At 68.0% G+C, this 21,071-nt stretch carries 16 protein-coding genes; 15 read left to right on the top strand and 1 reads right to left on the bottom strand.

Features of this window, described 5'->3' with window-relative positions:
- The first annotated feature begins 24 nt into the window (after positions 1–24).
- The 11 genes from VL15_RS21180 (at position 25) to VL15_RS21135 (ending at position 11,273) form a co-directional block, all read left to right on the top strand.
- Complete coding sequence (locus VL15_RS21180; protein WP_048248262.1) at positions 25–807, top strand: ABC transporter substrate-binding protein; 783 nt, start codon at positions 25–27, stop codon at positions 805–807.
- 52 nt (positions 808–859) lie between these two features.
- Positions 860–2,044 carry a porin gene (locus tag VL15_RS21175; RefSeq protein ID WP_048248261.1) on the top strand — a complete coding sequence of 395 codons (1,185 nt, stop codon included), beginning with the start codon at positions 860–862 and terminating at the stop codon, positions 2,042–2,044.
- Positions 2,019–2,219, top strand: a complete 201-nt coding sequence (locus VL15_RS42065) for a hypothetical protein (protein WP_155420269.1) — start codon at positions 2,019–2,021, stop codon at positions 2,217–2,219. Before VL15_RS21175 ends, VL15_RS42065 begins: the two co-directional genes overlap by 26 nt.
- 34 nt (positions 2,220–2,253) lie before the next feature.
- Positions 2,254–3,147 carry a DMT family transporter gene (locus VL15_RS21170; RefSeq protein ID WP_048248260.1) on the top strand — a complete coding sequence of 298 codons (894 nt, stop codon included), beginning with the start codon at positions 2,254–2,256 and terminating at the stop codon, positions 3,145–3,147.
- A gap of 157 nt (positions 3,148–3,304) precedes the next feature.
- On the top strand, positions 3,305–4,024 hold the full coding sequence (locus VL15_RS21165) for an SDR family oxidoreductase (protein WP_048248259.1): 720 nt from the start codon (positions 3,305–3,307) through the stop codon (positions 4,022–4,024).
- 136 nt (positions 4,025–4,160) lie between these two features.
- Complete coding sequence (locus VL15_RS21160) at positions 4,161–6,131, top strand: arylsulfatase (RefSeq protein WP_048248258.1); 1,971 nt, start codon at positions 4,161–4,163, stop codon at positions 6,129–6,131.
- A gap of 16 nt (positions 6,132–6,147) precedes the next feature.
- Positions 6,148–7,197: a formylglycine-generating enzyme family protein gene (locus VL15_RS21155; RefSeq protein WP_048248257.1), complete on the top strand. Its 1,050-nt coding sequence runs from the start codon at positions 6,148–6,150 to the stop codon at positions 7,195–7,197.
- Positions 7,194–8,003, top strand: a complete 810-nt coding sequence (locus VL15_RS21150; RefSeq protein ID WP_048248256.1) for a MetQ/NlpA family lipoprotein — start codon at positions 7,194–7,196, stop codon at positions 8,001–8,003. The genes VL15_RS21155 and VL15_RS21150 overlap by 4 nt, the downstream gene beginning before the upstream one ends.
- Positions 7,997–8,983 carry a YkgJ family cysteine cluster protein gene (locus tag VL15_RS21145; RefSeq protein WP_048248255.1) on the top strand — a complete coding sequence of 329 codons (987 nt, stop codon included), beginning with the start codon at positions 7,997–7,999 and terminating at the stop codon, positions 8,981–8,983. Before VL15_RS21150 ends, VL15_RS21145 begins: the two co-directional genes overlap by 7 nt.
- Positions 8,984–9,048: 65 nt before the next feature.
- Positions 9,049–9,375 (top strand): antibiotic biosynthesis monooxygenase family protein, encoded by a 327-nt coding sequence (locus tag VL15_RS21140; protein ID WP_048248254.1) that lies wholly within the window; start codon positions 9,049–9,051, stop codon positions 9,373–9,375.
- Positions 9,376–9,572: 197 nt separating this feature from the next.
- The gene (locus tag VL15_RS21135) at positions 9,573–11,273 is read left to right on the top strand and encodes a hypothetical protein (protein WP_048248253.1); all 1,701 of its coding nucleotides are present in this window, start codon (positions 9,573–9,575) and stop codon (positions 11,271–11,273) included.
- Positions 11,274–11,416: 143 nt separating this feature from the next.
- On the opposite strand, the gene VL15_RS21130 is transcribed toward VL15_RS21135, so the two are convergent.
- Positions 11,417–12,349, bottom strand: coding sequence for a LysR family transcriptional regulator (locus VL15_RS21130; RefSeq protein WP_048248252.1), 933 nt, complete (start codon positions 12,347–12,349; stop codon positions 11,417–11,419).
- A 205-nt stretch (positions 12,350–12,554) separates the two neighbouring features.
- Between VL15_RS21130 and VL15_RS21125 the strand changes: the two genes are divergently transcribed.
- From VL15_RS21125 to pdeR, 4 genes are all read left to right on the top strand, one after another.
- Positions 12,555–13,328: a putative hydro-lyase gene (locus tag VL15_RS21125; RefSeq protein WP_048248251.1), complete on the top strand. Its 774-nt coding sequence runs from the start codon at positions 12,555–12,557 to the stop codon at positions 13,326–13,328.
- Between the two features lie 104 nt (positions 13,329–13,432).
- Entirely contained in the window at positions 13,433–14,731 is a 1,299-nt protein-coding gene (locus VL15_RS21120) for an MFS transporter (RefSeq protein WP_048248250.1), read from the top strand.
- Between the two features lie 140 nt (positions 14,732–14,871).
- The gene (locus VL15_RS21115) at positions 14,872–18,516 is read left to right on the top strand and encodes a hydantoinase B/oxoprolinase family protein (RefSeq protein ID WP_048248290.1); all 3,645 of its coding nucleotides are present in this window, start codon (positions 14,872–14,874) and stop codon (positions 18,514–18,516) included.
- A 524-nt stretch (positions 18,517–19,040) separates the two neighbouring features.
- Complete coding sequence (gene pdeR / locus VL15_RS21110; protein WP_048248249.1) at positions 19,041–21,044, top strand: cyclic di-GMP phosphodiesterase; 2,004 nt, start codon at positions 19,041–19,043, stop codon at positions 21,042–21,044.
- Positions 21,045–21,071 lie beyond the last annotated feature (27 nt).

Here is a 21,071-nt window from a genome sequence, read left to right as displayed (position 1 = left end):
ACGATTTACACAAGGAGACTGGCAATGAAACAGTGGATGGTGGCGCTCGCGGTGGCGCTGGCGGCAGGGACGGCGCATGCCGGCGACTGGACGGGCAAGGAGATCCGCCTCGCGGTCGATCCGACTTACCCGCCGCTCGAATACAAGCTGCCCGACGGCACGCTGAGGGGTTTCGGGATCGACATCACGAACGCGTTGTGTGCGGAACTGCACGCGCGCTGCGTGTGGGTCGAGTCGAGCTTCGACGGGATGATTCCGGGGCTGCTCGCGCGCAAGTTCGACGTGATCGCATCGTCGATGACGATCACGCCGAAGCGGATGCAGCAGATCGCGTTCACGAACCGGATCTCGAACGCACCGGCGCGACTGGTCGTGCACAAGGGGTCGCCGCTGCTGCCGAGCGCCGAGTCGCTGAAGGGCAAGCGCGTGGGGGTCGAGCAGGGTTCCGCGCAGGCCGACTACGCGGTCGCGAACTGGCAGCCGGCCGGCGTGCAGGTCGTGTCGTACCAGAACCAGGATCAGGTGTACGCCGATCTCGTGACGGGGCGGCTCGACGCGGCGTTCCAGGCATCGATCGCGGCCAGCGACGGGTTCCTGAAGAAGCCGCAGGGCAAGGACTTCATGTTCGCGGGCGCGCCGATCGACGACGCGAAATACTTCGGGCAAGGCGACGGCCTCGGCTTGCGCAAGCAGGACAACGACCTGCGCGACGCGTTCAACCACGCGCTCGCGACGATTCTCGCGAACGGCACGTACCAGCGGATCAACCGCAAGTATTTCGACTTCGATATCTACGGCGGCAAGTAAGCGACGGCGCACGCAACGTACGCAATCAGCCATAAATAAATAAGGATTACGGATGAACTGGAGATCGATTCTTGTCGCGATTCCGGCGCTGTGCGCAGCGCCCGCATTCGCACAAGGCAGTGTCACGCTTTACGGCCTCGTCGATGCCGGCATCGACTATACGAACAATGTCGGCGGCCATGGTGCGTGGCAGATGGCAAGCGGCTTCGCACAGGGTAGCCGCTGGGGGCTGAAGGGTACCGAGGACCTGGGTGGCGGCTACAGCGCGCTGTTCCAGATCGAGAGCGGCTTCAACGTGAACAACGGCACGCTCGCGCAGGGCGGCCGCATGTTCGGGCGTCAGGCCTACGTCGGGCTCGGCAGCACGCGCTTCGGCACGCTGACGCTCGGCCGGCAATACGATTCGGTCGTCGACTATCTCGCACCGACGACCGCGAACGGGAGCTGGGGCGTCTATCCGTTCTCGCACCCGCTCGACAACGACAACACCGGCAACACGTTCCGCGTGAACAACACGGTCAAGTACGCGAGCCCGGATTTCTCCGGCTTTTCGTTCGGCGGCACCTACAGCTTCAGCAACGACACGGGTTTCGCGAACAACCGCGTATGGAGCGTCGGCGCGCAGTACGAGCAGGGCGGCCTGCTCGTCGGCGCGGCGTTCCTGAACGCGGACAACCCCGGTGCGTCGTCGGGCGGTGCGATCGCCGGTTCGGGGTCGGTCGGCGCCGACGCGAATTTTGCGTCGGCACGGCTGCGGATCTTCGGGGCGGGCGTCAACTACACCGCGGGGCCCGCAACGGTCGGATTCGCGTACACGAACAGCAACGTCACGCGGCCGACCGCGAACGTCGGCTACCTGTTCGGCGACGAGACGATCGAGCCGGTGACGGGCCCGCTCGCGGGCGGCACGGTGACGGCGATCAAGTATCAGAACTTCGAAGTGAACGGCAAGGTCCAGTTCACGCCGGCATTGTTCGTCGGCGCGCAATACGTGTACACGACGGTGCGCTACGACGTGACGACCGGCGCCGCGAAGCCGAAGATCCATTCGATCGGGTTGATGGCCGACTACAACCTGTCGAAACGCACGGACGTGTACCTGATGGGCGCGTATCAGCGGATAACCGGCGATGCGACCGGTTCGTCGCTCGATCAGGCGTATATCCCGGGCGCGGCCGATCTGTCGTCGAACGCGAAGCAACTGATGGTGCATGCGGGGATCCGGCACAGGTTCTGACCGAACCTTGCCGGATGGGCGGCGACCGGTCGCGCGGCCGGCTGACGCGGCGTATGATCACCGCACCACGCATACCGGGGGGCACGCCGTCATGAACAGGAAACTGCAGATCGTGATCGTCATCGGCATCGCGGTGACCGTGCTGAACGTCATCTATCACCTGATCCGCCGATGATGCGCCTGCTCGCCCGCTCCCCCGGCGCGCGCGCATGACCGCGATCGACACCCCGATGGCCAGGCAGCCACCCGGCTGGCTGCGCATCGCGCCCGCGCTGTTCCTGCTGCTGTGGGCCAGCGGTTTCGTGTTCCTGAAGCTGGGCCTGCGCTATGCCGATCCGCTCACGTTCCTCGCGCTGCGCTATGCGTGCGTCGTCGCGTTGCTCGCCGGCCCGTTCCTGTGGCTGCGCCCCGCGTTGCCGCGCACGCGGCGCGAATGGCGCAACCTCGTCGTCGTCGGCCTGTTGCTGCAGGCCGGCTATTTCGCGTTTACGTACCTGAGCCTGAAGCTCGGCATGTCGGCCGGCGCGGTCGCGCTCGTCACGTCGCAGCAGCCGATTCTCGTCGGGCTGCTCGCGCCGATGATCGCCGGCGAGCGCGTCGGCGTGCTGCGCTGGGTCGGGCTCGCGCTCGGCGCCGCGGGCGCGGTGCTGGTGATCCTCGCGCGCTCGTCGGTCGACGTCGCGTCGCCGTGGGCGCTGGCATTCGCGCTGCTCGCGCTCGCGTGCATCACCGGCGGCACGCTGTGGGAAAAGCGCTTCGGCACCGACGTGCATCCGGTCACCGCGAACCTCGTGCAATACACGGTCGGGCTGGCTGTCACCGCGCCGCTCGCGTTCGCGCTCGAACCGATGCATGTGCAATGGACCGCCGGCCTCGCCGGTTCGCTCGCGTACCTCGTGATCTGCAATTCGCTGATCGCGATCTCGCTGCTGCTCGCGATGGTGCGATACGGCGAAGCGTCGCGCGTGTCGGCGCTGTTCTTCCTGATTCCGCCCGCGACCGCGCTGATCGCGCTGGTGGCGCTCGGCGAGACGATCGGTGCGCTTGCATGGCCCGGCATGGCGCTCGCGGCGGCCGGCTTGTTTCTGGTGATGCGTTACTGACACGCGCACCGCATCCGGGCAGAACGTCCAAACGAAGCGAGTGCCGGCGACCGTACGCGTTTTTCCGGCCGGGTTCACAATCGTCCGGAATGCGCATGCGTGGCGCGACTGCGTATGCATCGCGACTTCTTCGCTTCCTTCCGAAAAGGCACGAATCATGTCATCCCGCACCTGTCTCGTCACCGGCGCGTCGCGCGGCATCGGTTTCGCGGTCAGCACACTTCTGGCGCAGCGCGGCCATCGCGTCGTCGGTCTCGCGCGGCATGCACAAGGCATCGATTTCCCCGGCGAATTGCTCGCGTGCGATCTCGCCGACGTCGAGCAGACGGCGGCAACCCTTGCGCGCATCAGCGAGCGCCACGACGTCGACGGCATCGTCAACAACGCGGGCATCGCGTTGCCGCAGCCGCTCGGGCAGATCGATTTCCGGTCGCTGCAGGCCGTGTTCGATCTCAACGTGCGGGCCGCGATCCAGGTCACGCAGCACTTTGTCGATGCGATGAAGGCGCGCGGTCACGGGCGCATCGTCAACGTGTGCAGCCGCGCGATTTTCGGCAGCCTCGACCGCACCGCCTATTCGGCCGCGAAGAGCGCGCTGGTCGGCTGCACGCGCACGTGGGCGCTCGAACTGGCCGAACATGGCGTGACGGTCAACGCGGTTGCGCCGGGCCCGATCGAGACGGAACTGTTCCGCCAGACACGCCCCGTCGGCAGCGAAGCCGAACGCAAGGTGCTCGCGACGATTCCCGCGCGCCGGCTCGGCACGCCCGCCGACGTGGCGGCCGCGATCGGGTTTTTCCTGTCGGACGAAGCCGGTTTCGTCACGGGGCAGGTGCTGTCCGTGGACGGCGGCGGCAGCCTCGGCGGGCGGAGCTGATGCACGGCGATGCGGGCTGCCGGACTCGGCCTGCATCGCATATTCCCGCACCCCGTTAGCATGTGACGAATCCGACTTTGGGCGCCGCGCGCGCGACGCTAAGATCGCCGATCCCGTAGATCGAGCGTTCGACAAAATGAAAAAGTCCGCTTCGCCGTTGCATGCTTTCCGTTTCCGTGTGGTCTGCGCCGCGATCGCCGGCACGCTGTCGCTCGCGTCGTGCGGCGGCGTCGACAGCGATGCGCCGTCGCAGTCCGCCGCGACGCCGCCGCAAGCCGACCCGACCCCGGCCGCAAAGCGCCCGAACATCCTGTACATCATGGCCGACGATCTCGGCTATTCCGACATCCATGCATTCGGCGGCGAGATCAACACGCCGAACCTCGATGCGCTCGTCGCATCGGGCCGCATCCTGTCGAACCACCACACCGGCACCGTCTGCGCGATCACGCGCGCGATGCTGGTGTCCGGCACCGATCACCATCTGGTCGGCGAAGGCACGATGGGCGTGCCGACCGACGAGCGGCGCGGGCTGCCCGGCTACGAGGGTTACCTGAACGATCGCGCGCTGTCGTTCGCGCAACTGCTGAAGGACGCCGGTTATCACACGTATATCGCGGGCAAGTGGCACATCGGCTCGGGGATCGTCGGCAGCGCGACGGGCAGCGGGCAGACGCCCGACCAGTGGGGTTTCGAGCGCAGCTACGTGCTGCTCGGCGGCGCGGCGACGAACCACTTCGCGCACGAGCCGGCCGGCTCGTCGAACTACACGGAAGATGGCCGCTACGTGCAGCCGGGCCAGCCCGGGCAACCGGGCGGCACCGGCGGCAGCCCGGCCGTGTTCTATTCGACCGATTTCTATACGCAGAAGCTGATCTCGTACATCGATTCGAACCAGCGCGACGGCAAGCCGTTCTTCGCGTACGCGGCCTACACGTCGCCGCACTGGCCGCTGCAGGTGCCCGACCCGTGGCTGCACAAGTACGCGGGCGTGTACGACGCCGGCTACGACGCGATCCGCAACGCGCGGATCGCGCGGCAGAAAGCGCTCGGCCTGATTCCCGCCGATTTCAAGCCGTTCGACGGCCTGCCCGAAACGACGGCGGCGTCGCCCGCGACGGCGAACAACGGCACCGCGAGCGCGAAATACATCAGCGCGGTGCATTCGGCTGCCGACGGCTACAGCGACTACGGCCCCGGCAAGGTCGACAAGCTGTGGTCGAGCCTGTCGCCGGCCGAGCGCCGTGCGCAGGCGCGCTACATGGAGATCTACGCGGGGATGGTCGAGAACCTCGACTACAACATCGGTCTGCTGATCCAGCACCTGAAGGACATCGGCCAGTACGACAACACGTTCATCATGTTCCAGTCGGACAACGGCGCGGAAGGCTGGCCGATCGACGGGGGCGCGGACCCGACGGCGACCGACACCGCGAACGGGCAGGAGCCGATCTATTCGGCGCTCGGCACCGACAACGGCAAGCAGAACGCGCAGCGCCTGCAGTACGGGCTGCGCTGGGCCGAAGTGAGCGCGTCGCCGTTCCGGCTCACGAAGGGTTATTCGGCCGAAGGCGGCGTATCGACGCCGACGATCGTGCGCCTGCCGGGCCAGTCGCAGCCCTTGCCGACGCTGCGCGCGTTCACGCACGTGACCGACAACACGGCGACGTTCCTCGCTGTCGCGGGCGTCACGCCGCCGTCGCAGCCGGCGCCGCCGCTCGTCAACACGCTGACGGGCGTCGACCAGAACAAGGGCAAGGTGATCTACAACAACCGCTACGTGTATCCGGTCACGGGCCAGTCGCTGCTGCCGGTGCTCACCGGTTCGGCGACGGGCGAGGTGCATACGACGCCGTTCGGCGACGAAGCATACGGCCGCGCGTACCTGCGCAGCGGCGATGGCCGCTGGAAGGCGCTGTGGACGGAGCCGCCGCTCGGGCCGCCCGACGGTCACTGGCAGCTTTACGACCTCGCGTCGGATCGCGGCGAGACGACCGACGTGTCGGCGCAGAACCCGTCGGTGATCCAGACGCTGGTTACCCAGTGGAAGACCTACATGAGCAACGTCGGCGGCGTCGAGCCGCTGCGTCCGCGCGGTTATTACTGAGCGAGAGGGCGACACGATGCGGTTCCGGTTCTGGACGATCGGCGCGGCGCTGGCTGCCACGCTGTTCGCCACTGCGTTCGCGGTGGGTTATGCGAATCCGGCGGAGACGGCGGGCGGCGCGTTCGACGACGCGAATCGCGGCCGCGCGCTCGCGCTGCTCGGTTCGGAGCGGCAATGCGAGCGTTATTCGGGGCTGCCGGCAAAGTGGCGCGACGATCCGAAGGCCGGGATGGTGCACCTGCGCGGCGGCGCGTTCGTGTTCGGCAGTACGCGCGGTTATGCGGACGAGCGTCCGGTGGGCGACGGCCGCACGCATGTTGGCGGATTCTGGATCGACCAGACCGACGTGACGATCGCGCAGTTCGCCGCATTCGTGCAGGCGACCGGCTATGTGACCGAGGCCGAGCAGCAGGGCGGCGCGGCGGTGTTCCATGTGCCGACGCGCGACGAGATGAATGCACGTGACCTCGCGTGGTGGTCGTGGGTGAAGGGCGCATCGTGGCGGCATCCGCGCGGTCCCGGCAGCGGCGTCGACGGGCTCGGCAACCTGCCCGTCACGCTCGTCACGCAGCGCGATGCGTTCGCGTATGCACGCTGGCTCGGCCGCGACCTGCCGACCGAAGCCGAATGGGAATACGCGGGCAAGGCCGGCCGTGACGACGCATCGCTCGACGCGGCGCCGCGCGACGCGCAGGGCAAGCCGGCCGCGAACTACTGGCAGGGCGTGTTCCCGGTGCTCGACACGGCCGAGGACGGTCACGCGGGGCTCGCGCCCGTCGGCTGCTACGCGGCGAACGGGTTCCGGCTCTACGACATGATCGGCAACGCCTGGGAATGGACGAAGGACGCGTACACGGGCCCGCACCAGTCGCACACGAACGGCGACACGGCGGCCGTCGCGCCGCCGACGCGCCGGCACGATACGCCGATGGTCATCAAGGGCGGCTCGTTCCTGTGCTCGCGCGACTACTGCGTGCGTTATCGCGCGTCGTCGCGCGAACAGCAGGAGGCCGATCTCGGTGCCTCGCACATCGGCTTTCGCACGATCTTGAGGGATGCTTCATGAAGCGCGGCATGCGATTCGTTTCCATGTGGCTGCTGGCCGCGTGTGGTGTCGTGCATCAGGGCTCGCCCGTTGCCGCGGAAGCCGTCGTGCCGGCCGTGCGCGTCGGCGTGACGCGCGGCGTGCATGCGCAGATCCTGGACGAAGTGAAGCGGGTCGCCGCTTCGCGCGGATTCGGCGTCGATGTCGTCGAATTCGACGATGCGTCGCGCATCGACGCGGCGCTCGCCGACGGCCGGATCGACGCGGCCAGCTTCGAGGATGCGCAACAGCTTGCCGCGACGCGGGCGCAGAAACGCTACGCACTGGCGGAGGTCGCACCGACCGTCACGCTGCCGATGGCGCTTTATTCACGCAAGCTGAAGAACCTGAACGAACTGCAGCCCGGCGCGACGGTCGCGATTCCGGCCGACCCGCGCGGGATGGCGCGCGCGCTCGTGCTGCTGCAGAACGATACGCTGGTGACGCTGCGCGAGCAGGCCGGCCTGCATGCGACGCTGCGCGACGTGACCGGCAACCGGCTCGGGCTGAAGCTCGTCGCGCTGCGCCGCGATCGTCTTTACGCCGCGCTCGACACGGCCGCGTTCGTCGCGATCGACAGCGACGAAGCCGCGCGCGTCGGGCTGCAGCCCGCACGTGACAGCATCAGCATCGAGGACGCGCGCTCGCCGTATGCGAACGTGCTGACGGTGCGCAACGCCGATCGCGCGAAACCGTGGGTGACGCAACTCGTCGCCGCGTATCACTCGGACGACGTCGCGCGCTTCATCCTCACGCGCTACCAGGACTCGGTGCGGCGGCCGTGGTAGACACGTACCGGCTCGCGTGCAACGCATGCGGACGCTGCTGCAACAGCGCGCCGACGCTGTCGTTGCGCGAACTGTTCCGGCATCGGCACCGCTTCGTCGGCGCGCTGACGATCCGTCGTGTTCCTAAGCGGCGGATCGGCGAGCGCTGGCGTGCTGGCGGGCGCGAGCATGCGCTCGATGCGGACGACGTCGCGGCTGCCGATGCGCTGGCGGACCGCCTGTTCCATCGTTTCGGCGGCGCGGGCGGCGAATGGATCGCGCTGACGCTGCAGGGCTACGATTATCCGTCGCTCGGCCGTTGCGCGGCGCTGGCCGACGACGGCCGCTGCAGCGTGCATGCGGACAAGCCGTCGATCTGCGGCGCGGTGCCGCTCGATCCGCTGCTGCCGGACCGCTTGCAGGCTCGCGTGCTCGCCGCGCGGCGCGATGAAACGGCATGGCTCGGCGCGAACTGCATCGTCGAATCGAAGGACGCACCGTCTTCCGGCGAACCGGGATTCCCGATTCCGATGGTGACGGCCGGGCAAGTCGCCGATCGTGCGGCGCTCGACACGCATCGCGATGCGCTTGCGTTCGAGCGTGCGGTGTGGCGTGATGCGGTATTCGCGTCGCTGACCGAGGGCGGGCAGGACTTGCGTCATGCGCTGTCGCGGCTCGCACCGGGCGGCTACCTGACCGTATCGATCGTGCCGGTCCTGCTGGCCGTCGCGCCGGTTTCCGCACGTTGCCGCGCGTTGTGCATCGACTTCATCGACGCGCAACGCGCGTTGATCGGCGCAAGCATCGAAGCGGCGCTCGCGCGCCGCCGCATCGACGACCGGCCCGCGACGCGCGAGTTGCGCGGCTTCGCGCAGGCGCTTGAGCGTGCGCGGCATGCGCTGGCGGCGATGCCGGCGCCCGCGGCCGGAACGCGTGAAGACGCGCCGCGCATCGACGCATGGCTCGACGATCGGCTCGACGCCGATACGCTCGCCGCATGACGATCGCGGCACACGGCGCGTGCCTTACACTTGGCGCTCTTTCAATCGCCTTCGATGGAGCGTGCATGTACGCGTCGACCTTCATTTTCCGCGCCGGACAATACGACGACGAATTCCACCGGCTCGACCGGCAGATTGCCGACATGGCACGCGCGACACCCGGCTACCTCGGCGAGGAAACGTGGGAGAACGCCGAAGCGGGGCTGATCCAGAACGTCTACTACTGGGAGTCGGAAGCGGCGCTGCAGCAGTTGATGCAGCATCCGGCGCATCTCGAAGCGAAAGCGCAGCAGGCGCGCTGGCTCGACGGTTATCGCGTCGTGATCTCGAAGGTGCTGCGCGAGTACGGCGACGGCAAGCTTGCGCAACCGCATGCGGGCCTATCCGCGTAACTGGCTGTCTGATTCATTTCTTTCGCATTACGGATAAATAACAGCAGGCCGCAACCGGCGGCCCGCGTTCGCATGCGGGTTCAGGCGGGGCCGCGTGCAATCAATTCTTCATCAAGCATGGCTAAGGTGGCGGGGCTTCACGTCGTCAGTCTGTCCACCAACAACGTCCTCACTCGATGTCGTACGGAGCCTTGTCCATGCCGAATTTCGCCTTGTCCGCGAAGCGCAGCCGCGCGCTGCGCGATCGAACCGTTCCCGTTGTCGCATTGACGCTGATTGCAGCCAGCATCGGCGCGCAGGCCGCCCCGCATGACGACGGCGACGCAAGCCGTTTCGAGCCGGGTTTCGTCCCGGGCTTCCTGGTGCTCAGCCGCAGCGTCTACGACAACGTGTCGGGCAACGTCCCGCCCGGCGCGATCCTGCCGCCGAACTGCGCGAAGACCACCGGCGGCTGCGGTGCGGCGACCGGCGCGCCGAACGACGGCACCTATCCGACCGTGTGGAACAACGACCGCTACGACGGCAGCTTCGGCATCACGTCGCGCATCTTCCTCGACCAGATCACGCCGGCCGGCGGCGTCGTCGGCACGCTCGAAGTACCGAACAGCCTGCACAAGGGCTTCGCGCACGACCAGCTCGTGACGAGCTTCAGCTCGAAGTCGGAACTCGGCCTGCACCTGTCGGCCGACGGCAACTACCTGACGTTCATGGGTTACGTCGCGCCGGTCAACGCGATCGACGTGTCGAATTCGAACACGCCGGCCGCGGTCGATACGACGAACCCGGACGGGCAGAACGTCTATCGCGCGATCGCACGCGTCGATCGTCACGGGCATTTCCGTTTCACCGAGACGAATGCGTACAGCGGCAACAACGGCCGCGCGGCGATCCTGAACAACCGCGACGGCCGCGAGATCTACTACACGTCAGGCAATGCCGGCAACGGTTCGAACCCGCAGCCCGACAACGTGATTCTCGGTGCGGGCGCGCAGATCATCGACGGCGCGAAGCATCATGAAGCGCAGCAGGACCCGGGCGTGCCGACGCCGCTCGCGAGCTTCTCGGTCACGGAACTCGGCGCGAAGGCCGACAAGATCGGCAAGGACGACAACTTCCGCGGCATCGCGGTGCACGACGACGTCGTGTACTACACGAAAGGCAGCGGCGGCAACGGCGTGAACACGGTGTACTTCGTCGATACGACCGGCACCGCGTGCCCGTCGGGTGTCGGCGTGCCGTCGCCGAAGGCGAAGCTGCCGACGGCGCCGCTCGCGTACAACCCGGCCACGCTGCAGACGACCGGCCTGCCGAACAACATGTGCGTGCTGGCCGGCTTCCCGACCACGCCGAACAAGACCGCGACGACGCTGTCCTACCCGTTCGGGATGTGGTTCGCCGATGCGAACACGCTGTATGTCGCGGATGAAGGCGACGGCTACACGGGCGGCCCGGACCTGTACACGCATGCGGCCGCGCAGACGGGTGCCGGCCTGCAGAAGTGGGTGTACGACGCGAACGCGAAGCAGTGGAAGCTCGCGTACACGCTGCAGAACGGGCTGAAGCTCGGTCAGCCGTATTCGGTCGCAGGTTATCCGTTGGGCAACAATGCCGCGACGGGGCTGCCGTGGGCACCGGCGACGGCTGGCCTGCGCAACCTGACGGGCCGTGTCGAGCGCGACGGCACGGTGACGATCTGGGCGATCACGTCGACGGTCAGCGGCAACGGCGATGTCGGCGCCGATCCGAACCAGCTGGTCGCGGTGCGCGACGTGCTGAAGAACACGAGCGCGACGACGGCCGCGCACGAGCAGTTCGCCGTGCTGCGTACTGCGAAATTCGCGGAAGTGCTGCGCGGCATCTCGTTCGCGCCGGGTACCGAAACGGGCCGGTCGCACTGACGCCGGCGATGCCCGGCTGATGCCGGGAGCAAGACGCACGGCCGCGGGTTTCCGCGGCCGTGTTCTTTTAGGGCGGTGCGGCGCGCGTTCGCAGACTGAGAGTATCGCGCTCCGTATCGACGCCTGCGCGTCGACCCCCCGCATCAAAGCGCTTCAACCAGCCGCCGCGTACTCTTCTCGCAATACTCATGACACGCGGCCCGCGCGGCGATCGACGCGCCGTGCACGTATCGCGGCGCATCCGCGCGCCGCGACATCGACACGACGATCGACGGCGGCGACGGCTGCAGCGGCAGCTCGACGACTTCGCCGCTTTCGATCAGCGCATCGACGAACAGCACCGGAATCGCGGCGACGCCGAAGCCGTCGCGCACGAGCTGCACGATCACCGAGATCGACGGCGACCCGGTGATGCGCGTGTCCGACAGCGGCACGCCGTGCGCATGCGCGAGCGTGCGCACGATATCCTCGAGTGCGCGGTGGGGCGCGGTGCCGCGCCCGTAGGTGAGGATCGGCTGGCGCAGCACCTGCCGCGCGAGGCCCGTGCGCGTGTTCGGCAGCAGCCCGGCGCGCGCGATCCAGCGTACCGGGTAGTTCGCGAGCGCGTCGCAGACGACCGACGCCTCGTCGCTGCCCTCGACGCGGATGATCAGGTCGAGCTCGCCCGCCATCAGCCGGCGCTGCAGCACGACGCTCACGTCGACGGTCAGGTCGATTTCGAGTTCCGGATAGTCGGCGGCGAGGCGGCGCATATAGTGCGGCAACCAGCTATGCACGACCGTCTCGATCACGCCGAGCCGCAGCTTGCCGCGCAATGCGCTCTCGCCGGCGGCGGCGGCCTGCAGCTGCTGGGTCGCCTCGACCACGGCTTTCGCATAACCGAGCAGGTACTCGCCGTTCGGCGTGAGCCGGAATTCGCGGCTGTCGCGGTCGACGAGCACGGTCTGCAACTCGTCCTCGAGCGCTTTCAGGCGCTGCGAGATCGCGGCCGGCGTCGCGTGCAGCTCGGCGGCCGTCGTGCGGAAGTTGCGCAGCTTCGCGAGCGTGACGAAGGTTTCGAGAAAACGCGTGTTCATGGCGGTCGGGCGGACGGTGGAAGCGCAGCTTGCCGGTGAGGAAAAGTGAACGGGACCGGGGAAAACCCCAAGTTCCGTTAAGAAATTCTATACACGAAGCGCAAAAAAACTCGTTGGCGACAAAATTTTTTCTTTTCTATTCTTCGCCGTATCCGATGACGCGACACCGTCATCCCGACGACATCCTGATCTGCGATAGAACCTCATGACGCCCTCCGAATTCCGCCAGTCCGTGCGCCGCGGCGCGTTCCGCGGCCCGACCGCAGGCCACTGCGGCCCGTTCGCGCAAGCCAACCTCGCGATCCTGCCCGACGCGTATGCGCACGATTTCCTGCGCTTCTGCCAGGCGAACCCGAAGGCGTGCCCGCTGCTCGGCGTCGGCGAACCGGGCGCGTTCCGGGTCGACGCGCTCGGCGAGGATCTCGACATCCGCACCGACGTGCCGAGCTACAACATTTACCGCGACGGCCGCCTGACCGAGCGCGTCGAGTCGCTGGAAGCGCTGTGGCGCGACGATTTCGTCGTATTCGCGATCGGCTGCTCGTTCTCGTTCGAGGACATGCTGGCCCGCGAGGGGATCGGGTTGCGCCACGTCGAGGAAGGGCGCAACGTGCCGATGTATCGCACGTCGATTCCGAACCGCCGCGCGGGCATCTTCGGCGGCCAGCTGGTCGTGTCGATGCGGCCGATGCGCGGCGCCGACGCGATCCGCGCGGTGCAGATCACGAGCCGGTTCCCGGGCGTGCACGGCGCGCCGATTCATATCGGCCACCCGCGGGAACTGGGCATCGCGGATCTGAACGCGCCCGAATTCGGCGAAGCGGTGACGATCCGCGACGGCGAGCTGCCGGTGTTCTGGGCGTGCGGCGTGACGCCGCAAACCGCGCTGATGGACGCGAAGCTGCCGCTCGCGATCGCGCATACACCCGGCCACATGCTGATGACCGACATCACCAACGCATCGCTGGCCGTGTTCTGATCCGGGATGGCGGCTGCCCGCACCACAGCAGCACCACACCAGCACGACACACGCACGCACGACACCACACCGCTTTGACGGCGCATAACGACAGGAGCACCACCATGGAAAGCAAGACCCTCGCGGCCCCCGCCGCGGAGCCCGCGAGCCCCGAGCGCAACGGCCTGTTCTCGTGGTATGCCGACGCGCAACCGCGCGAGCGCCGCGCCTTCTGGAGCTGCAAGGTCGGCTACATGCTCGACGGGATGGACACGCAGATGCTGTCGTTCGTGATCCCGACGCTGGTCGCGACCTGGGGCATCTCGCTCGCGGATGCGGGCTTCATCGGCACGATCACGCTGCTCGCGTCGGCGCTCGGCGGCTGGATCGCCGGCATCCTGTCCGACCGGATCGGCCGCGTGCGCACGCTGCAGCTCACCGTGCTGTGGTTCGCCGTGTTCACCGCGCTGTGCGGGCTCGCGCAGTCCTACCACCAGCTGCTCGCGGCGCGCGCGCTGATGGGCTTCGGCTTCGGCGGCGAATGGACGGCCGGCGCCGTGCTGATCGGCGAAGTGATCCGTGCGCGCGACCGCGGCAGGGCGGTCGGCCTCGTGCAGTCGGGCTGGGCGATCGGCTGGGGGCTGTGCGCGCTGCTGTATGCGCTGCTGTTCTCGGTGCTGCCGGCCGAACAGGCGTGGCGCGCGCTGTTCCTCGTCGGGCTGGCGCCCGCACTGCTGGTCGTCGCGATCCGCCGCTACGTGAAGGAGCCGGACGTCTACGAGAAGGAGAAGGCCGCGCAGGCGAAGGTGGCCGATGCGCCGCGCCTCACCGAGATCTTCGCGCCGAAGCTGATCACGACGACGCTGCGCGCGGCGCTGCTGACGACCGGCGCGCAGGGCGGCTACTACGCGATCACGACGTGGCTGCCGACCTTCCTGAAGACCGAGCGGCACCTGACCGTGATGGGCACCGGCGGGTATCTCGCGATGATCATCTTCGGTTCGTGGGTCGGTTACCTGACGAGCGCGTACCTGACCGACCGCCTCGGCCGCAAGCCCAATTTCATCCTGTTCGCGGTCGGCTCGATGGTGATCGCGTTCGCGTACACGTCGCTGAACCTGACCAATGCATCGATGCTGTGGCTCGGTTTCCCGCTCGGCTTCTTCGCGTCGGGCATCTTCTCGGGGATGGGCGCGTTCCTCACCGAACTGTTCCCGACCCGCGTGCGCGGCTCCGGCCAGGGCTTCTGCTACAACGTGGGCCGCGCGATCGGCGCACTGTTCCCGTTCCTGATCGGCGCGCTGTCGAAGGAATACGGGCTCGGCACGAGCATCGGGATCTTCGCGGTCGCCGCATACGGCGTGGTGATCGTCGCCGCGCTGACGCTGCCCGAGACACGCGGCCGCGAACTCGACGCCGCGTAAGCCGCAAGCCATAAGCCATAAGCGGCAGGGCGGCCCGCCCTGCATGTTTTCCCCTTTTCATCGACACCGTGACATGGCGCGCGACGCGCGCCGTGCGGCGGCGCTCGTCCTTCGAATCAACGACGCATCGACCCGACATCATGACTGACCGACACACCACCCCCGTTTCCTCCGACGCCGCGCGCTGGCAATTCTGGATCGACCGCGGCGGCACGTTCACCGACATCGTTGCGCGGCGGCCCGACGGCACGCTCGTCACGCACAAGCTGCTGTCGGAGAACCCCGAGCAGTATCGCGACGCGGCCGTGGCCGGCATCCGCCACCTGCTCGGCCTCGCGCAAGGCGAGCCGATCACGCCCGAGCGCGTCGACATGGTGAAGATGGGCACGACGGTCGCGACCAACGCGCTGCTCGAACGCAAGGGCGAGCGCACCGCGCTCGCGACCACGCACGGCTTTCGCGACGTGCTGCGCATCGCGTACCAGAACCGGCCGCGCCTGTTCGATCTCGACATCGTGCTGCCCGATGCGCTGTACGAGGCGGTCGTCGAGATCGACGAGCGCATCGGTGCGCATGGCGACGTCGTCGTGCCGCTCGATGCGCAGGGCGCCGAAGCGTCGCTGCGCCGCGTGTTCGACTCGGGCGTGCGCGCGCTGGCGATCGTGCTGATCCACGGCTATCGCTACACCGCGCACGAGCGCGCGCTCGCCGAACTCGCGCGCCGCATCGGCTTCACGCAGGTATCGGTGTCGCACGAAGTGTCGCCGCTGATGAAGATGGTGTCGCGCGGCGATACGACCGTGGTCGACGCGTATCTGTCGCCGATCCTGCGTCGTTATGTCGAGCAGGTCGCGCACGAGATGCCGGGTGTGAACCTGCAGTTCATGCAGAGCAGCGGCGGGCTGACGCGCGCCGATGCGTTCCAGGGCAAGGACGCGATCCTGTCGGGCCCGGCAGGCGGCATCGTCGGGATGGTGCGCGCCGCGCGCGCGGCCGGCTTCGGCCAGGTGATCGGCTTCGACATGGGTGGCACGTCGACCGACGTGTCGCACTACAACGGCGAGTTCGAGCGCGTGTTCGAGACGCAGGTGGCCGGCGTGCGGATGCGCGCGCCGATGATGAGCATCCATACGGTTGCCGCGGGCGGCGGCTCGGTGCTCGGCTTCGACGGCGCGCGGCTGCGCGTCGGGCCCGAATCGGCCGGCGCGAACCCGGGGCCGGCCGCGTACCGGCGCGGCGGCCCGCTGACGGTGACCGACTGCAACGTGATGCTCGGCAAGATCCAGCCCGATCATTTCCCGCGTGTGTTCGGCCCGCACGCGGACGAGCCGCTCGACCGCGACGGCGTGGTCGCGAAGTTCGCCGCGCTCGCCGACGAGATCCACGCGGCGACCGGGCGGCGCGAGACGCCCGAGGCGCTCGCCGAAGGCTTCCTGGAGATCGCGATCGGCAGCATGGCGAACGCGATCAAGAAGATCTCCGTGCAGCGCGGCCACGACGTGTCGCGCTACGTGCTGACGACGTTCGGCGGCGCGGGCGGCCAGCACGCGTGCGGCGTGGCCGACGCGCTCGGGATGACGCAGGTGTTCGCGCATCCGCTCGCGGGCGTGCTGTCCGCGTACGGGATGGGCCTCGCCGACCAGACCGCGATGCGCGAGCGCGCGGTCGAGGCCGTGCTGTCCGACGCATCGCTGCCGGCGCTGAACGCGGCGCTCGACCGGCTGGCCGACGAGGCCGTCGGCGCGCTGCTCGAACAGGGCGTGCCGCCGGAGCGGATCGCGACCGAGCGGCGCGTGCACCTGCGCTACCAGGGCACCGATTCGGCGCTCGACGTGCCGGCCGGCAGCGTCGACGCGATGCAGCAGGCGTTCGAGGACGCGTACCGGCAGCGTTACGCGTTCCTGATGCCTGGCACGCCGCTCGTCGCCGAGCTGGCGTCGGTCGAGGCGATCGGCCGTTCCGACGCGCCGGTCGAAATCGCACCGCTCGCGCCGCGCGAGGAGGGCGAGGGCGCCGCGCCGCGCGCCGATTCCGCCGTGCGCTTTTATTCCGGCGGCCGGTGGCACGACGCGGCGCTCTACGTGCGCGACACGCTGCTCGCCGGCGACGCGATCGACGGCCCGGCGATCATCGCGGAGAAGAACGGCACGACCGTCGTCGAGCCCGGCTGGTGCGCGCGGATGACCGCGCAGGGCAACCTCGTGCTGACGCGCACGACGCCGCTGCCGACGCGCCGCTCGCTCGGTACCGATGCCGACCCCGTGCGGCTCGAGATCTTCAACAACCTGTTCATGTCGATCGCCGAGCAGATGGGGCTGCGGCTGCAGAACACCGCGTACTCGGTGAACATCAAGGAGCGCCTCGACTTCTCGTGCGCGATCTTCGACGGCGACGGCAACCTGATCGCGAACGCGCCGCACATGCCGGTGCATCTCGGCTCGATGGGCGAGAGCATCCGCACGGTGATCGAGCGCAACCGCGGCCGCATGCGCGACGGCGACGTGTTCATGCTGAACGACCCGTATCACGGCGGCACGCACCTGCCGGACGTGACAGTCATCACGCCGGTGTTCGCGGATGGCGCGGACGCGCCGCTGTTCTACGTCGGCTCGCGCGGCCACCACGCGGACATCGGCGGCACGACGCCGGGCTCGATGCCGCCCGATTCGACCCATATCGACGAGGAAGGCGTGCTGATCGACAACTGGCAGCTCGTGTCGGCCGGCGTGCTGCGTGATGCCGACACGCGCGCGCTGCTTGCGTCGGGCCGCTACCCGGCGCGCAACGTCGAGCAGAACATGGCCGACCTGCGCGCGCAGGTCGCCGCGAACCAGAAGGGCGTCGACGAGCTGCGCCGGATGGTCGCGCAGTTCGGCCGCGACGTCGTGCTCGCGTTCATGGGGCACGTGCAGGACAACGCGGAAGAAGCCGTGCGGCGCGTGATCGGCGCGTTGCAGGACGGCGCGTACCGCTATCCGCTCGACAACGGCGCGGAGATTCGCGTCGCGATCCGCGTCGACCGCGCGGCGCGGTGTGCCGAGATCGATTTCACCGGCACGTCCGCGCAGCTCGACAACAACTTCAATGCGCCGAAGGCCGTCTGCATGGCCGCCGTGCTGTACGTGTTCCGCACGCTGGTGGGCGACGACATCCCGCTGAACGCCGGCTGCCTGAAGCCGCTCACGGTGATCGTGCCCGCGCGCTCGATGCTGAATCCCGAGTATCCGGCCGCGGTCGTGTCGGGCAACGTCGAGACGTCGTCGGCGATCACCAACGCGCTGTACGGCGCGCTCGGCTGCGTCGCGTCGAGCCAGGGCACGATGAACAATTTCACGTTCGGCAACGACCGATACCAGTATTACGAGACGATCGCGGGCGGCAGCGGCGCGGGCGACGGTTTCGCGGGCGTCGGCGCGGTGCAGACGCACATGACGAACTCGCGGCTCACCGATCCGGAAGTGCTCGAATGGCGCTACCCGGTGCGGCTCGACTCGCACCGGATCCGTGCCGGGTCGGGCGGCGGCGGGCGCTGGCGCGGCGGCGACGGCGCGGTGCGGCGGATCCGCTTCCTCGAGCCGATGACCGCGTCGATCCTGTCGAACAACCGGATCCACGCACCGTTCGGCGCGGCGGGCGGCGCGGCCGGCGCGCTCGGCCGCAACACGATCGAGCGTGCGGACGGCACGGTCGAGGCGCTCGAACATATCGGCCGCGCGCAGATGGCGCCGGGCGACGTGTTCGTCGTCGAAACGCCGGGCGGCGGCGGCTACGGCACGGCGAGCTGACGGCATTGCAACGGACTGTGGAATAAAGCCGCGCATTCACGCACAAACAGAATCAAAAATGGCCGAAAGTCGGGTCGCCGGAATGCGATCCGACCCTGCCGCCACGGTCCTGAAGTCTATCGGGCCCTATATTCAAGGTTCGGCCGCAGATGCCCACCCGGCGGGGCTTTCAGCCTGCCTCTCCGGCCCCGATGCGGGCCGCCGCACCCGCTCCGGCGCACGCCGCCAAACATGAAAAATCCGGCTTGCCAACCGAGTCCCGATTCCTTGACACTCAGTTCTAAATGTGAGTGCCAATCCTCATCGTCATTTGATAAGATGGCTCTCATCATTCGTTAGGCAGAACCTGCGCGCGTCATGCGCGAACGCCGGGTCGCATTGGTCGGAAACGAGTACGGAACGAGGAACGTTGTCACGGCAATCACGGCTGCCCTGCCGGGGACGCGCGCTGCGCGGCCCGGGGAGGCGGTCGGCCAACTCGCCTCCGTCTACACTGTGCGTTTTTTCTGGATCGGGGCGTGTCCATGGATGACGAAAACGATAGCGCGGTGCTCGAGGCGCATGTCGGTACGCGCAGCCCCTGCTGGCGTCTCGGCAGCGACAGCAATGCGCTCGAGCTGGCCGCCGTCCGCGGCCTGACCAACGTCGCCGTTGCGCTGACGGTCGAGCAGGCCGCGCGCATCCGTGCGCTGACGGGCGTCACGTCGCACCTCGTGCTCGACATCGTGCTGTTCGGCGATCAGGTCAGCCTCCATCTCGTCGGCAGGAAGGTCAACACGACCGACTGGGCCGGCACGGCCTCCGCCTATTCCGATACCGTGTCCGTCGCGGGCGACCTCGCGCACGGGCTCGCGTTCGCCGAGCAGGTCGTGTCCGAAGTGAATTCGCTCGTCGTGATCCTCGACCGCAACGGGATGGTGCAGCGCTTCAACCGCCTGTGCGAGGAAGTGACGGGCAAGCGCGAGGTCGACGTGATCGGCCGCAGCGCGTTCGAGCTGTTCATGAGCCCCGAGCAGGGCGCGCAGTCGCGCACCAACATCACGGGCTTTTTCGCGAGCAACCACTCGTACGCGGTCGAGCGCTACATCAACACGGTCAACGGGCCGCGCCTGTTCCAGTTCCGCAACAAGTTCGTGCAGAGCGGCAGCGGCGTCGAGGAGCAGTTCCTGATCTGCTCGGGCATCGACATCACCGAGGAGCGCAGCGCGCAGCACCGGCTCACCGAACTGGCGAACACCGACGTGCTCACCGGGCTGCCGAACCGCCATGCGATCAGCGAGCGCATCCACGCGGCGATCGCCGACGAGAACGCCGCGTCGCGCGGCCAGGTCGGCATCCTGTTCCTCGACCTCGACAACTTCAAGCGCGTCAACGATCACTACGGGCACATCACCGGCGACCGCCTGCTGCAGGACGTGTCGGGGATCATCGGCGGCTGCCTGCCGTCCGGCGCGACGCTCGCGCGGCTCGGCGGCGACGAATTCCTCGTGCTGTTCGAGCACGGCACGCGGCCGCTGCTCGAAGCGACCGCGCAGATCATCCTCGAACGGCTGCGCACGCCGATCCACCTCGGGTTGATGGAGGTCTACACGAGCTGCTCGATCGGCATCGCGATGCATCCGCAGCACGGCGATTCGCTCGAAACGCTGATCCGCAGCGCGGACACCGCGATGTACGTCGCGAAGGAAGAAGGCAAGCATACGTACCGCGTGTTCTCGCTGGAGATGAACCAGAAGGTCGCGAAGTACATGTGGCTCGACACGAACCTGCGCAAGGCGCTCGAGGAAGAGCAGTTCGTGCTGCACTACCAGCCGGTCGTCGACATCGCGACGGGCGACGTGCACGGCGTCGAGGCGCTGATCCGCTGGCAGTCGCCCGATCGCGGGCTCGTCGCGCCGGTCGAGTTCATCCGCTTCGCGGAGGAGTCGGGCCTGATCGCGCCGCTCGGGCGCTGGGTGATGCGCACCGCGGCCGCCCAGGCCGCCGCGTGGAAGGCGAAGGGGCTCGGCATCCGGATCGCGGTGAACATGTCCGCGCGGCAGTTGCAGGACATGAACATCGTGCACCAGCTCGCGTCGATACTCGACAGCGCGGGGCTGAAGCCCGGCCTGCTCGACATCGAGCTGACCGAGAGCTGCTTCATCGACGACGAGGATTCCGCCATCGGGCTGATGCGGCAGTTCCGCCAGCTCGGCGCGGAGATCCATCTCGACGATTTCGGCACCGGTTATTCGTCGCTGTCGCAACTGTCGCGCCTGCCGCTCGACGCGATCAAGCTCGACCGCACCTTCATCACGGGCATCGACCGCAATCCGCGCTCGCAGGCGCTGGTGCGCTCGGTCGTGTCGCTCGCGAAGGCGCTCAATTTCACGGTGGTCGCCGAAGGTGTCGAAACGCATGCGGAAGCCGACTTCCTCAAGCAACTCGACGTCGATCACGCGCAGGGCTACTACTACGCGCGCCCGATGCCGGCCCAGGCATTCGAGGCGTGGCTCGCGGAGACGAGAAAGCTCAGGCTGATCGCCTGAGCTTCGTTCCTGCGCGGGGCGCCGCCG

Source organism: Burkholderia cepacia (assembly GCF_001039005.1).
Classification (GTDB): Bacteria; Pseudomonadota; Gammaproteobacteria; order Burkholderiales; family Burkholderiaceae; genus Burkholderia; species Burkholderia theae.
Note: the sequence above shows the minus strand (reverse complement) of the source record. Positions and strands in the feature narration are given on the sequence as shown.